15 protein-coding genes are annotated in these 12,857 nt (G+C 71.5%); 8 read left to right on the forward strand and 7 right to left on the reverse strand.

Translation table 11 applies throughout. The annotated features are described in order from the left end of the window. The coding region (locus ACFVIM_RS03550) for a collagen binding domain-containing protein (protein WP_384297847.1) at nt 1–849 on the forward strand (849 nt) is incomplete at its 5' end. Nucleotides 850–1,114: 265 nt separating this feature from the next. Continuing rightward, on the forward strand, nt 1,115–1,822 hold the full coding sequence (locus tag ACFVIM_RS03555; protein ID WP_384297947.1) for a L,D-transpeptidase: 708 nt from the start codon (nt 1,115–1,117) through the stop codon (nt 1,820–1,822). 43 nt (nt 1,823–1,865) lie between these two features. Here ACFVIM_RS03555 and ACFVIM_RS03560 read toward each other — a convergent pair whose 3' ends face one another. Further along, nucleotides 1,866–2,513, reverse strand: coding sequence for a TetR family transcriptional regulator (locus ACFVIM_RS03560; protein ID WP_384297850.1), 648 nt, complete (start codon nt 2,511–2,513; stop codon nt 1,866–1,868). A 519-nt stretch (nt 2,514–3,032) separates the two neighbouring features. Here ACFVIM_RS03560 and ACFVIM_RS03565 point away from each other — a divergent pair. Beyond that, nucleotides 3,033–5,549 (forward strand): PQQ-binding-like beta-propeller repeat protein, encoded by a 2,517-nt coding sequence (locus ACFVIM_RS03565; protein ID WP_384297852.1) that lies wholly within the window; start codon nt 3,033–3,035, stop codon nt 5,547–5,549. A gap of 464 nt (nt 5,550–6,013) precedes the next feature. Here the strand turns inward: ACFVIM_RS03565 and ACFVIM_RS03570 are convergent, their stop codons facing one another. Genes ACFVIM_RS03570 through ACFVIM_RS03580 form a run of 3 tightly spaced genes read right to left on the reverse strand, consistent with a single transcriptional unit; the run spans nt 6,014 to nt 8,371 of the window. Continuing rightward, nucleotides 6,014–6,778 (reverse strand): enoyl-CoA hydratase/isomerase family protein, encoded by a 765-nt coding sequence (locus ACFVIM_RS03570; RefSeq protein ID WP_384297854.1) that lies wholly within the window; start codon nt 6,776–6,778, stop codon nt 6,014–6,016. Continuing rightward, nucleotides 6,775–7,221, reverse strand: a complete 447-nt coding sequence (locus tag ACFVIM_RS03575; protein ID WP_384297857.1) for a Zn-ribbon domain-containing OB-fold protein — start codon at nt 7,219–7,221, stop codon at nt 6,775–6,777. The genes ACFVIM_RS03570 and ACFVIM_RS03575 overlap by 4 nt, the downstream gene beginning before the upstream one ends. Before the next feature lies 1 nt (nt 7,222). After that, nucleotides 7,223–8,371: a lipid-transfer protein gene (locus ACFVIM_RS03580; protein ID WP_384297859.1), complete on the reverse strand. Its 1,149-nt coding sequence runs from the start codon at nt 8,369–8,371 to the stop codon at nt 7,223–7,225. A gap of 89 nt (nt 8,372–8,460) precedes the next feature. Between ACFVIM_RS03580 and ACFVIM_RS03585 the strand changes: the two genes are divergently transcribed. After that, on the forward strand, nt 8,461–10,017 hold the full coding sequence (locus tag ACFVIM_RS03585; protein WP_384297862.1) for a FadD3 family acyl-CoA ligase: 1,557 nt from the start codon (nt 8,461–8,463) through the stop codon (nt 10,015–10,017). Here ACFVIM_RS03585 and ACFVIM_RS03590 read toward each other — a convergent pair. The 3 genes from ACFVIM_RS03590 to ACFVIM_RS03600 all read right to left on the reverse strand — a co-directional run bounded on the left by ACFVIM_RS03590 (nt 9,989) and on the right by ACFVIM_RS03600 (nt 11,000). Then, nucleotides 9,989–10,372, reverse strand: a complete 384-nt coding sequence (locus tag ACFVIM_RS03590) for a hypothetical protein (RefSeq protein ID WP_384297864.1) — start codon at nt 10,370–10,372, stop codon at nt 9,989–9,991. The genes ACFVIM_RS03585 and ACFVIM_RS03590 overlap by 29 nt on opposite strands. A 5-nt stretch (nt 10,373–10,377) precedes the next feature. After that, nucleotides 10,378–10,656 (reverse strand): hypothetical protein, encoded by a 279-nt coding sequence (locus ACFVIM_RS03595; protein ID WP_384297866.1) that lies wholly within the window; start codon nt 10,654–10,656, stop codon nt 10,378–10,380. A gap of 146 nt (nt 10,657–10,802) precedes the next feature. Further along, nucleotides 10,803–11,000, reverse strand: coding sequence for a hypothetical protein (locus ACFVIM_RS03600; protein WP_384297869.1), 198 nt, complete (start codon nt 10,998–11,000; stop codon nt 10,803–10,805). Nucleotides 11,001–11,312: 312 nt separating this feature from the next. On the opposite strand from ACFVIM_RS03600, the gene ACFVIM_RS03605 reads away from it, so the two are divergent. The 4 genes from ACFVIM_RS03605 to ACFVIM_RS03620 all read left to right on the forward strand — a co-directional run bounded on the left by ACFVIM_RS03605 (nt 11,313) and on the right by ACFVIM_RS03620 (nt 12,819). After that, entirely contained in the window at nt 11,313–12,167 is an 855-nt protein-coding gene (locus ACFVIM_RS03605; protein WP_384297871.1) for a Scr1 family TA system antitoxin-like transcriptional regulator, read from the forward strand. 74 nt (nt 12,168–12,241) lie between these two features. Beyond that, nucleotides 12,242–12,367, forward strand: a complete 126-nt coding sequence (locus ACFVIM_RS03610; RefSeq protein ID WP_384297950.1) for a DUF397 domain-containing protein — start codon at nt 12,242–12,244, stop codon at nt 12,365–12,367. Between the two features lie 10 nt (nt 12,368–12,377). Then, the gene (locus tag ACFVIM_RS03615) at nt 12,378–12,587 is read left to right on the forward strand and encodes a DUF397 domain-containing protein (RefSeq protein WP_384297874.1); all 210 of its coding nucleotides are present in this window, start codon (nt 12,378–12,380) and stop codon (nt 12,585–12,587) included. Continuing rightward, complete coding sequence (locus ACFVIM_RS03620; protein WP_384297876.1) at nt 12,580–12,819, forward strand: DUF397 domain-containing protein; 240 nt, start codon at nt 12,580–12,582, stop codon at nt 12,817–12,819. The genes ACFVIM_RS03615 and ACFVIM_RS03620 overlap by 8 nt, the downstream gene beginning before the upstream one ends. Nucleotides 12,820–12,857: the final 38 nt, after the last annotated feature.

Consider the following 12,857-nt stretch of genomic DNA (forward strand, 5'->3'; position numbering starts at 1 on the left):
GAGTACTACTGGCAGGAGACGGCGGCCCCGCCCGGCTACCAGCTCCCGGTCCCGGCGGTCTTCGGTCCGCTGGTCCTGACGGCCGACAACGCCGCGCAGGGTGTCCAGGTGACCGCCGACAACACCGCGACCCCCGTGGTCACCGGCGATGTCCGGGTGCTGAAGCGGGACTCCATCACGGGTGCCCCGCTCTCCGGTGCCGTGTTCCAGCTGTGGGAGGAGACCAACGGGATTCCCGGTCTCCAGACCACGGGTGCCGACCCCGACACCACCGTCGGTGCTCCGTGCACGACCCCCGCGAACGGCATCTGCTCGCGGACGGTCGAGCCCGGCACCTACTACTGGCAGGAGACGGCGGCCCCGCCCGGGTACGACCTCCCGGTTCCGGCGGTCTTCGGTGCGCTGGTGCTGACGGCCGAGAACGCCGCGCAGGGCGTGCAGGTCAACGCCGACAACACCCGCACCCCGGCGGGCAACGGCAAGATCAAGCTGCACAAGACCGACGCCAAGAACGGCGAGCCCCTCGCCGGAGCGGTCTTCGAGCTGTGGGAGGAGACCAACGGCATCCGCGGTCTCCAGACCACGGGCGCCGACCCGGACACCCGGATCGGCAGCGGCTGCTCCACCGACGAGCAGGGGCGATGCCTCTTCGACGAGCTGGAGAACGGTCAGTACTACCTGCTGGAGACCGCCGTCCCCGAGGGGTACGTCCTCCCGGAGAACCCGGTCTTCGGCCCGTACACGGTCACGACGGCCAACTCCGGCCAGGGCGTGACCGTCAAGATCGGCAACCAGAGAGGTGAGCACGGCAAGGGAGGCAAGAAGACGGTCATGCCCCACCAGGGCTGACACCGGTCACCGGCCCCCGGGCCGGTGACCCCACCGTCTGAGGTCCCCTCGGGGGGTGTCCGCGCCCCCCGCGCCGTTCACCGGTTCGGCCCGCACCCAATCGCGGTACCGCCCGCCCGCTGATACCTGTGGGAGGAGCGGGGACCCTCCCCCAGCCTCCACAGGGACGGGAGTACTCATGGGTGCGATACGGACCGCGATACGGACCACGGTGAACACGGCGGTACGCGGACGGGGAGCCGCCCCCGGCGCCCTCGGTCTCGCGGTGGCCCTGACCACCACGCTCCTCGGCGGAACGGCCGCTGCGGCGAACTCGACGGCCCCGGCGGCCCCGACCGCTCTGGTGGCTCCGGCGGCCCCCGCCAGGGAGGAGACCCCGTGCACCGCCAGGACCGGCCCCTACCAGCGCCCCCTGGAGCGCTATCTCCAGCGGCCCGTCGACGGGGTCCAGTCCATCGCCGACTGCGAGGCGATCCGCGCGTTCCAGCGCACCGAGGGCCTCACCCCCGCCGAGGGGTACGCCGATCTCGCCACGTACCGCTGGAGCGTCACCCTCGAAGCCCGCGCCGACCCGAACGCGGCGGGCCACTGCCCGGTCCGCGCCCACCGGGTGACCTGTGTGGACCTGGACCGGCAGCTGCTGTGGGTCCAGCAGGACGAGAAGGTCCTCTTCGGCCCCGTACCCACCCGTACGGGACGCGACAGCCAGGAGACGCGGCTCGGCTGGCAGCGGATCTACCAGCGCAGCCGTGACCACGTCTCGACGCTGTACGACAACGCGCCGATGCCGTACGCGCAGTTCTTCAACGGGGGGCAGGCCCTGCACGGCCGTCCGGACGACCTCTACGACGGCGGGGGCTCCGCGGGCTGTGTGAACCTGCGGCTGGCCGACGCGGAGCAGCTGTGGAATCTGCTGGGCATCGGTGACCAGCTCTATATCTGGGGGGTCAAGCCGGGGACGGCGGGGGAGTGAGCGGGGGAGGGGTTCGGCGGGGGGCCCGGGCGGACCCGGGCCCCTACTTCACCGGCTTGCGGCCCGTGATGCCGAGGTGGACCAGGAGCGCCAGATTGGGGCGGAGGTCGGCCTGCTTGACGCCCCAGGTGGTGAAGCCCTTCTGGTGGGCGGCGACCGCGGCGAGCATCGCGACCAGCGAACCGGAGACGGCGGCCGGGTTGACGTCCTTGTCGACCCTGCCCTTGGCCTGGAGTTCCTTGACCGCGGCGGTCAGGGAGTTGGTGACCGAGTTCAGGATCTTCATACGGATCTTGTAGAACCGTTTGTCACCCTCGGCGGCCCCCAGATCGACCACCCGGAGGATGGCGTCATGGCGCCGCCAGAAGTCCAGGAAGCCGTCGACCAGCTCCTCGGACGTCTGCCAGGCGGACTTGCCGACCCAGGAGCGGTCCGAGACGAGGGCGGTCAACTGCGCGCCCTCCTTGGCCATGTCGTCGGCGATCTCCAGGACGGCACCCTCGACGTCGGGGAAGTACTGGTAGAAGGTGGCCGGAGAGGTACCCGCCTTGCGGGCCACGTCAATGACCTTGACGTCGCGGTAGGGCGACGAGCTGAGCATCTCGCGGAGGCAGTCGAGCAGCTTCTGCCGCGTCGCCTGGCCGCGTCGTCCGGCCACGCGGCCGTCGACAGTGCGAACTTGTCCTGTCATGCCGTCAGCTTACCGACGGGTGATCGGGGCGCGATTCGGCCGACTGCAAATGGGGTGCGCCCCGCCTCTCCGCAGGCCGTTCGATACAAGGTCATATGTTCGAAAACTCTCGGCCGGTCCAGTGGACTCCCCCCGAACCCGCAACCGACCCGTCCGTTTCCGCGTCAAGCAAATGGATGCCCAGGGATACGGAGGCGGTACGAAGGCGGTCCTGAGGCGGTCCTGAGACGATACGAAGGCACCACCGGGGCGGTACGCGAGGAGCGTGGAGCCGGAGCACGACAGCCGGCCCGCTCGCCGGATCCGCCCGGAACGGCTTCGCGGCGCGCGGACGGGGTCCCCACGGCGGACACCCCGAAACGCCCCCGGGTTCGCCAGGGTCGCCTCCGACAGGAAGAATCAGGGCGGGACCGCCGCCGGGAGTCGCCGAGAGTCCCGGGCGGTCGGACGCCGCGGATAGCTGGTGAGGGACGGACCGCCCGGGCGGGGGGTCCGTTACGGGGAGGTGGCAGGCAGGGCATGGAGCAGCTGACGCAGCACGATCCACGGCGGATCGGCCCGTTCGAGGTGCTCGCCCGGCTGGGCGCCGGGGGAATGGGGCTGGTCTATCTCGCCCGCTCGGCCTCCGGACGGCGAGTGGCGATCAAGACCGTGCGCACCGAACTGGCCGAGGACCAGCTCTTCCGGGTGCGCTTCACACGCGAGGTGGAGGCCGCCCGCGCCGTCAGCGGCTTCTACACCGCGGCCGTGGTCGACGCCGACCCCCGGGCCGCCGTGCCCTGGCTGGCCACCGCCTATGTGCCCGCGCCCTCCCTGGAGGAGATCGTCACCGAGTGCGGGCCGCTGCCCGCGAAGGCCGTGCGCTGGCTCGCGGCCGGGATCGCCGAGGCGCTCCAGTCGATCCACGGCGCCGGACTCGTCCACCGCGATCTGAAGCCCTCCAACGTCCTGGTGGTGGAGGACGGGCCGCGCGTCATCGACTTCGGCATCGCCTCCGGGGTCTCCAACACCCGGCTGACCATGACCAACGTCGCCGTCGGCACCCCGGCCTACATGTCGCCCGAGCAGGCCCGCGACTCACGCAGCGTCACCGGCGCCAGCGATGTCTTCTCCCTCGGCTCCACCCTGGTCTTCGCCGCCACCGGGCACGCGCCCTTCCACGGCGCCAACCCGGTGGAGACGGTCTTCATGCTGCTGCGGGAGGAACCCGACCTGGAGGGGCTGCCCGACGAGCTGAGACCGCTGATCGAGTCCTGTATGCGGATGGACGCCACCCGGCGGCCCACACCCGAGGAACTCCAGGCGCAGCTCTCCCCGCACCTCTTCGCCGCCGGGGACGACGGCGGGACCGCGTCGGCCTGGCTGCCCGGCCGGACCATGGCGATGATCGAGCAGCGCAAGGGCGGCGGGCGGACCCTGGCCCCGGCCGGGGAGCCGCCGCAGCGCGGCCCGGTCCCGCCGCCACCGCCGCTGCCGCCCGCGCCCTCCCCCGAGTGGGGCGGGCCCCCGCCAGGACCGGGCGCGGTACCGGGCTCCTGGCACGGTGGCCCCGGGCGCTCCGGCGGCGGCCATCCGGGTGGCGCTCACCACGGTGCCGACCCGCGCACCCCCGCGCCGCCCCCGCCACCCGCGCCGGCCGCCCCGGTCGGGCAGCACGGCGGCTCGGTCCGGCTCACCGGCGCCGGAGTGCCGATCGGCCCCGGCCCCCGGGTCGCCGACACCGGACGGATCGCCGTCGGCGGCGCCGGTCACGCCACCGGATGGGTCCGGCCCCCGGGCGGGCTGACGCCCGCGCCCGTCCCCCTCGCGGCGGTTCCCCCGCCCCCCTCCCACGCGCCCGGCGCGCTGCCCTCCTCGCCGCCCTCGTCGGCGACATCGGCACCCCACCCCACCCCGAAGGCCCCCGCGCACTGGCGGCCCTGGCGGTTCCGGATGTCCAACGACGTCTGGGGGACCCCGGCCGTCGCGGGCGACCTGCTCTACGTCACCTCCTTCGAGGTCCACGCGCTCGACGTCGGCACCGGACGGCGCCAGTTCAAGACCCGGGACGTCGCCTGGACCATGGCGGTCGAGGACGGCCGTATCCACGCCTCCGACGGACCCACCCTGTACGCGCTCGACGCGGCCACCGGACAGGAACGCTGGCGGCTCCAGACCGAGGCGTGGGTGTACGCGCTCCGGATCGAACACGGAGTCCTGATCACCGGCACCCGGGGCGGCGGAGTCCAGGCCTGGGAGGCCGCCACCGGCGAGAAGCTCTGGGAGCTGACCGGCGCCCAGACCGAGTTCGAGACACCCGAGGCCGGACCCGTACTCGCCGACGGCACCGTCTACGTACGCCAGGGCACCAGCCTGCGGGCCCTGGAGGCCCGCACCGGCCGCGAACGCTGGTCCGCCCTCGTCGGTGACGCCGCCTCCTGCGGCGGCGTACCCGTCCGGGTGCGGCCCGCGCCCGACGGCTTCGTCTACGTCGCCGCGGGCACCCGGGTCCTCGCCCTCGACACCGCCGGAGGCCGCGCCCGCTGGCACTTCGAGGCACCCGCCGTCTTCCTCAGCCCGCCCGCCTTCGCCCCAGGACCCGCCGTCACCGGCGGCGGGGTCTACCTCGCCGACCACCTCGGCATGGTGTACGCGCTCGACGCCGCCACCGGCAAGGACCGCTGGCGCATCGCGACCGAGATGCGCCAGTCCGCCGAACCGGTCCTCGTCACCGCCGGCAACGTCCACGTCGGCAGCGGCAGCGCCCTCTACACCCTCGACGCCGTCACCGGTACACCCCTGTGGCGGTTCGCCGCCGGAGGCGAGGTCATCGGCGCCCCCGTCGTCGCCGACGGCCGGGTCCACTTCGGCTCCGCCGACCACGTCCTCTACACCCTCGACGCCGCCGGGGGCCAGCTGCGCTGGAAGCTGGCGACCGGCGGGGAGATCACCGGATCCCCGGTGGTGCGGGGCGGAGTCGTCTACGCCTGCTCCAAGGACCGCTGCGTCTACGCCCTCGACGCGATCAAGGGCACCGCCACGGTCCGCCCCCGCTAGCGGGCCCGGACGCCCGCGCGGGGGTGGCCGGCCGGTCTCGCGATCGGCTGAGCGGCAGCTCATGGGGCGGGGACGGCCGTCGTCACGGTCACGGAAGGGCGTCGGGACGGCGGCCGCCGCGTCCGACGCTACGCCGCCCCCCGCCCCACCGCCATCGGACCCGGCCCGCAGCCCTCGGCCGGGGGGACACCATCCCCGCGCGGCCCTGGCCCCCATTGTGGGCACGGGTTACACATCTCCGTGTGGGCAGGCGTTCCGCGGGGCGATGGGGGTCCCCCCGGCCGAAGGCTGGGGGAGGGTGGGCACACGGAACCCCCTGCCGGGCAGGCATCCCCACCCGCCCAGCCCCGTACCCGGCCTCCCCGGCAACGGACCCGCGCCACCGGAACGGATCCCCGCTGAAGGGTGCACCTCCGGGTGCGGGGGCACGCCCTCGCAGGGGCCGGGGCGCGGACCCGCCCGGGTCAGCGGAGGCGGTACGGGGGACGGGTGATCCCGGGACCGGGGGACGGGGGGTTGCCCAGTTCGATCAGGTGGGGCGCCAACCCGAACGCCCGCGCCCGCCCCGCCTCCCGCACCCCCCACAGCGCCCGCACCGTCCCCTGCACCCCCGCCGTCGGATACCCCGCCACCACCTCCGCCGCCCGCACCGCCGCGGCCACCGCCTCCCCCGGCTCCGTCACCTCGGTGACCAGCCCGGTCTCGTACGCCCTGGTCGCGGTGACGCGTTCCGCCGCGCCCATGAGGGCGATCCGGGCGGCTTCCCCGTAGGGGAGCAGTTGGGCCAGGTAGGTGGATTCGTAGGCGCTGACCATGCCGTGGGTGGTGTGGGGGTCGAAGAAGGTCGCCGCGCGGGAGGCGATGATGAACTCGCTCTCGCCGAGCAGGTAGAACGCGCCGCCGCAGGCGATTCCCTCCACCGCCGCGATGACGGGTTTCCAGAGGTCGTTGGCCTTGGGGCCGATGGTGAGGAGGGGGTCGTCGACGGTGTACGGGGACGGCGGCTGCGGCACCTGTTCCGTACGGTCGAAGCCGGAGCAGAACGCCCGGGTGCCCGTACCGGTGAGGACGATGGCGCGGACGGAGGTGTCCTGGCGGAAGGAGCGCCAGATGTCGGCGAGGGCGCGGGCGGTGGGCAGGTCGATGGCGTTGTGGCGTTCGGGGCGGTCGAGGGTGACGAGGGCGACGCCCGCGCCGGGGACCGCGTCGGCGTCGACCCGTACGGTCATGACCGCTCCAGCAGCCAGCGCGGCAGCCGCAGCCCGTCCTGGCCGGGTGAGGTGAAGACGGCCCGTACTCCGGCGCCGATCCGCAGCCGCGCGGGCGGTACGGAGTTCAGCGGGGCGTCGGGCGCGGCGACGACATTGCCGACGAGCCGGATCCGGGGGGTCTCCAGGAGTTCGACGACGACGGCGTTGTAGGGCGCCAGTTCCGCGTATCCCGGCAGCAGCGGGGGGTGGGGGATGACGAAGGACCAGATCCGGCCGCGTCCGCTGGTCGGGCGCCAGTCGCTGGTGAAGGAGTGGCAGTGGGGGCAGCAGGGGCGCGGCGGGAAGCGGGGTTCGCCGCAGTCGGCGCAGTGCTGGACGCGTAGTTCGCCCCGGGCGGCGTACTCCCAGAAGGGCGCGCCGTCGTCGTCGGGAACCGGCGGAAGCAGGTGGGCGGCGGTCATCTCAGCTCCTCAGCAGCAGGGCCGAGGTGGGCACGCCCTCCCCGGCCGTGACCAGGCAGGTCGCCGCCCCGGGCACCTGTGCCGTCGCGGTGCCGCGCAGCTGCCGCACCCCCTCGGTGATCAGGTTGAAGCCATGGACGTATGCCTCGCTGAGCCCGCCCCCGGCGGTGTTCAGCGGCAGCCTCCCGCCGATCTCCAGGGCGCCGCCCTCGGTGAAGGCGGCGCCCTCCCCGCGCCCGCAGAATCCGTATCCCTCCAGGGAGAGGGGGATCAGCGGGGTGAAGGCGTCGTAGATCTGGGCGACGTCCACGTCGGCGGGGCCCAGGTCGGCGGTCTTCCAGAGCTGGCGGGCGGCGGTCCAGGCGGGGCCGGTGAGGGGGTCGTCGTTCCAGTAGTTGACCATGCCGTGGTGCTGGGCGGGCAGGCCCTGGGCGACGGAGTGGAGGTAGACGGGCCGCTGGCGCAGATCGCGGGCGCGGGCGGCGGGGACGAGGACGCAGGCGAGGGCGCCGTCGGTCTCCAGGCAGTTGTCGAAGAGGCAGAGGGGCTCGCTGATCCAGCGGGAGGTCATATACATCTCGCGGGTCAGCGGCCGGTCGTACATCATCGCGGCCGGGTTCTGGTTGGCCCGGTTGCGGCAGGCGAGGGCGACGTTGAAGAAGTGGTCGCGGGTGGCGCCGTACTCGTGCATATAGCGGCGGGCCAGCATGCCGATCTCGTCGGCGGGGCGCAGGAGTCCGAAGGGGCGGGTCCACTGGGCGGGGGTGGGGAGCTGGGCGGCCGTGTCGCGCCAGGGGCGCGGTCCGCTGCCGCGTTTACGGGAGCGCCAGGCCACGCCGACGCTCGCCTGTCCGGTGGTGATGGCGGCGGCGAGATGGGCGAGGGTGGCGCAGGAGCCGCCGCCGCCGTAGCCGGCCTTGCTGAAGAAGGTGACGTCCCCGGCGCCGATGGCCTTGGCGATCTCGACCTCGTCGGTCTCCTCCATGGTGTACGAGGCGAAGGCGTCCACCTCGGAGGGGTGCAGGCCCGCGTCGTCCAGCGCGGCGACGATCGCCCGGCAGGCCAGCGCCTTCTCGGACTCGGGGAGCCGTTTGGCGAAGGGGGTCTGGCCTATCCCGGCTATCGCGGTCGTGTCCTTCAGGCCGGTCACGGGCATACCTCCGCCGTTCGGTCCCGACTGCTGACAGCGCGTCAGGGTACCGCTAATCTGACGAACAGTCAGCTATCGGGAGGGGCGCTATGCGCGGCGACCTGGAATGGGGCACCGTCGGCCGACTGGTACGGTCCGCCGCCGAGCGGTACGGGGAGCGTGAGGCGGTCGTGGACGGACGCGTCCGCGTGACCTACGCGGAACTCGGCGCCCGGGTGGAGCGGGCGGCGGCCGCCTGTCTCGCCGCCGGGGTGCGCCCTGGCGACCGTGTGGCGATCTGGGCCCCCAACGGGCTGGACTGGATCGTCTCCGCGCTCGGCGCGGTCAGCGCGGGCGCGGTCCTCGTCCCGCTCAACACCCGCTTCAAGGGCGCCGAGGCCGCCGACGTGCTGCGGCGCGGCCGGGTGGGACTCCTCTTCGTCACCGGCACCTTCCTGGGCACGTCCTATGTCGCCGCCCTGCGCCGCTTCCGCCGCGACCTTCCCGATGTACGCCAGGTCGTGGTCCTCTCCGACACGGCGCCGGAGGAGTACCAGACCTGGAAGGAGTTCCTCGCGGGCGGCGACGGCGTCACCGCCGCCGAGGTCCGCGCCCGTACCGACGCGGTCATGCCCTCGGACCCCTCCGACATCGTCTTCACCTCCGGCACCACGGGCAGGCCCAAGGGCGTGGCCATCACCCACGCCCAGACCCTGCGCTGCTACGCGCTCTGGGCCGACCTCGCCGGGCTGCGGACCGACGACCGCTATCTGATCGTCAGCCCCTTCTTCCACACCTTCGGCTACAAGGCCGGGATCATCGCCTCGCTCACCCGGGGCGCCACCATGATCCCCACCCCCGTCTTCACCGCGGAGACGGTCCTGGCCCAGATCGCCACCGAACGCGTCTCCGTGCTGCCGGGCCCGCCCACCCTCCACCAGTCGCTCCTCGACCACCCGGCCCGCGCCCGGCACGACCTCTCCAGCCTGCGTCTGGTGGTCACCGGCGCCGCCCAGATCCCCCCGGCCCTCATCGAACGCGTCCACGCCGAACTCGGCGTCGACACCGTCCTGACCGCGTACGGCCTCTCCGAGGCGAGCGGCATCGTCACCATGTGCCGCAGCGACGACACCCCGGAGACGGTGGCCACCACCTCGGGCCGCGCGATTCCGGACACCGAGGTCCGCATCGACGCGGCACCGGGCGAACCCGGCGAGATCCTCGTCCGGGGACACCAGGTGATGAGCGGCTACTTCGAGGACCCCGCCGCCACCGCCGCCGCCCTCACCCCGGACGGCTGGCTGCGTACGGGAGACGTGGGCGTCCTCGACGCCCACGGCAACCTCCGCATCACCGACCGCCTCAAGGACATGTTCACCGTCGGCGGCTTCAACGCCTACCCGGCCGAGATCGAACACGTCCTCGCCCGCCACCCCGACCTCACCGAAGTCGCCGTCATCGGCATCCCCGACGCCCGCCTCGGCGAGGTCGGCAAGGCCTACGCGGTCCTGCGGCCCGGTGCCCGGACCACCCCGGAGGAGATCATCACCTGGTCCCGCCGCGAACTCGCCAACTACAAGGTCCCCCGCCAGGTCGCCTTCCTCCCCGCCCTGCCCCGCAACGCCTCGGGCAAGGTCCTCAAACACTCCCTCCGCGCGGGGGAGTGACCGCCCCCGGCCGGTGGTCGGCGGTGGTCTCGATATGCCGCCGCAGCAGCACCCGGCAGTCGGTGGCACGGGAGTGGTCATAGACGACCCGGGCGGCGCGCTCGGCGGCCACGAGGTCATCGCAGATCTGGCAGACCAGGGTCTCTTCCACGGTGTACTCCTTGGGTCGCGCGCGCAGGATCCGGGCCTCGCGTACCCCGCGTACGGGCACGCCCCAGCCGCTCAGCCGCTTCTTCAGCCAGGCGTCACTCACCCCGAACTCGGCGGCGAGCGCCTTGGCCGTCTCGCCGTCGCGGTAGCGCGCGATGACGGTGGTCTTGCTCGCGTGGACGTCCTCACGTCCGGTACGGGGCACGGCGGTCACCGCTTCCTGAACTGAGGAGGGGAGTAGGGCTGTACGAGGAGGACCCGGGCCCGCTGCGGACAGACCGCGAGCGTGTACCGATCGGGCCCGTCCGGAATGACGACGGACACCGGCACGCCCTGCTCCAGCCGAGCGAAGGCCGCCCGCTCCTCACCCGGGTCGTCACACCACACCCGGATCTCGGTGGGCGCGTCCGGCACCGGCACCCGCCCCATCCGCATCAGCTCAGTGACCCACGGCGACACCTCCGGATCCGGATCCAGCCGATCCGCCACCCACCGCGCCCGCTGCCGCAACCACGCGAGAGCGGTTTCCCGAGACCGCGTCCGGGTCGTATCAAGCACATAGGGCAACACGACCTCACTCCCGTGTACGGGCCCTTCGACCAGCACATAACAGAGATACGAGACCGGCGGCCCACTCACGCCGGACCACCGTCCTCCAACAACCGCTCCAACTCGGCGTCCAGCCGCGCCCGCCGAGCCTCGACCTCAAGCCCCCGGCTCCACTCATCGACACACCCGTCGTCCCACCGCAGCCGCATCAGCTCAAACCCAAGCCCCAGCCGCCCCTCGGCGGCCCCCAGCGCGAGCGCGAGCCACACCCAGAGCCGCGTCACGGCAACCGCCGACGGTGATTGATCTCCCGCACGCGCTGCCGCAGCGAACGCAGAACCGGTGAATCCCTGTCCGGATCGGGCGTTCGATTCCCTTCCGTCGTGCGATCGGGTGGTCCGTCTTTTCCAGCGTTCCGCCCCAGGCGGGATGCTGGATTGGAGGTGCATGGCACGGGATACCTCTTGCTTCTGTGTCGCCCCTGAGAGGGGAAGTAACCGACTGTGCGGCAAGAGTTGCGCTCCGCGCGTACGCTCACCAGGCAACGGGGCTTAAAACGGATGAAGTTAAGCGACCGAGCCCATCCAGGGGGCGTCATGACCATGGAAAAAGACCACGGACAACCTGACTCGAACTCCAGCCTGCTGGCGTTCTTAGGCTCCCGACTGCACCGGCTGCGCAATGAACGTGGCTGGTCACAAGCGGATCTGGCGGTGAAGGCCCATACGACCGGCGCCATGGTCAGCTACGTGGAGAACGGCAAACGTGTGCCCTCTGAGGATTTGGTGCACGACCTCGACCACGTATTCGATACCGACTTCTTCGCCGAGTTCTATCCGCTCGTGGTGCGGTACGCCTACCCCTCGTGGTTCTTGCCGTATGTCGAACTGGAGAGGCATGCTGTATCCATTCGCATGTTCGACACGCAAGTCATCCCTGGATTGCTCCAGACCGAGCAGTACGCTCGCGCGATGCTTGCCGCAGTGCGGCCTGACAACCTGGACGATCTCGTAGCCGCTCGGCTCACCCGGCAAGAGATCCTGAAGGGAGGCGATCCACCTCGATGCTGGTTCATCGTGGATGAGCAAGCCCTTCGCCGGAAGATCGGCGGACCTGCCGTCATGGCAGACCAGCTCCAACGGCTCCTGGTGCTCGGGCAGGAGCCACGGATAGTCATTCAGGTCGTACCGGAGGAAGTGGTGGCCCATCCGGGCCTAGCCGGACCGTTCACGATCCTGACTTTTGATCCAGAGAGAACAAACAAGACCAAGGGATCGAAATCACCCAGCGAAGTTCTTTATGTGGATGGGTTTTCGCAAGGGCGGACCGCTCTGGGTAGAGAGGAAGTCGCAGAGGGAGTACGGGCCTATCATCTGCTCACCGGCTACGCGTTGTCGCCTGAAGCGTCAGCCGTACGAATCCGCGATCACTTGGAAGGGTTGAAGTCATGACGAACCCAAGCAAGTTGTCCATCAGCTGGCAGAAGTCGAGTTACAGCAGCACCAACGGGGGCCAGTGCCTCGAAATGGGGCATGGGATCTCGGATGTCGTCCCTGTTCGTGACAGCAAGCGCCCCGAGGGCCCTGTTCTCATGCTGACTCCGGAGGCGTGGGCGGGACTGATCACTCTCGCTCGTGGTAGCACTCAGTAGGAGTGGAAGAATGCCTAACCGAAGGCCCACTTGGCACAAGTCCAGCTACAGCACCAATGGCGGAAACTGCATCGAGTTCGGCGCGGGAGTTGCGAACCTCGTCCCCGTTCGTGACAGCAAGTGGCCTGACGGTCCTGTTCTCATGCTGACTCCGCAGGCATGGACGGGACTGGTCACGCTCGCTCGTAGTGGCAATCGACAGGGGCGGAAGAATGACTGACCCGCAGACCACCTGGCGCAAGTCCAGTTACAGCAGCCCCAACGGCGGCCAGTGCCTCGAAGTGGGATGGATCAAGTCCTCATACAGCGGCGCCAGTGGCGGCAGCTGTGTGGAAGTGGCCACCGAAGTGCCTCACGCCGTACCCGTCCGTGACAGCAAGGTCCAGGACGGCCCCGTCATCGTCCTGGGCCCCCGCGCCTGGCGGGCCTTCGTCGCCAGCGTGAAGGGCTGACGCCACACCGCCCGACCTGCACCCGCGCGGCCCGGGGA

Source organism: Streptomyces sp. NPDC057638, assembly GCF_042800315.1.
Lineage (GTDB): Bacteria > Actinomycetota > Actinomycetes > Streptomycetales > Streptomycetaceae > Streptomyces.

Coding starts and splice junctions, on each gene's coding strand:
- ACFVIM_RS03615 (WP_384297874.1), top strand. CDS start 12,378: ATGCCTAACCGAAGGCCCACTTGGCACAAGTCCAGCTACAGCACCAAT.
- ACFVIM_RS03610 (WP_384297950.1), top strand. CDS start 12,242: ATGGGGCATGGGATCTCGGATGTCGTCCCTGTTCGTGACAGCAAGCGC.
- ACFVIM_RS03620 (WP_384297876.1), top strand. CDS start 12,580: ATGACTGACCCGCAGACCACCTGGCGCAAGTCCAGTTACAGCAGCCCC.
- ACFVIM_RS03560 (WP_384297850.1), bottom strand. CDS start 2,513: ATGACAGGACAAGTTCGCACTGTCGACGGCCGCGTGGCCGGACGACGC.
- ACFVIM_RS03575 (WP_384297857.1), bottom strand. CDS start 7,221: ATGACCGCCGCCCACCTGCTTCCGCCGGTTCCCGACGACGACGGCGCG.
- ACFVIM_RS03605 (WP_384297871.1), top strand. CDS start 11,313: ATGACCATGGAAAAAGACCACGGACAACCTGACTCGAACTCCAGCCTG.
- ACFVIM_RS03565 (WP_384297852.1), top strand. CDS start 3,033: ATGGAGCAGCTGACGCAGCACGATCCACGGCGGATCGGCCCGTTCGAG.
- ACFVIM_RS03585 (WP_384297862.1), top strand. CDS start 8,461: ATGCGCGGCGACCTGGAATGGGGCACCGTCGGCCGACTGGTACGGTCC.
- ACFVIM_RS03570 (WP_384297854.1), bottom strand. CDS start 6,778: ATGACCGTACGGGTCGACGCCGACGCGGTCCCCGGCGCGGGCGTCGCC.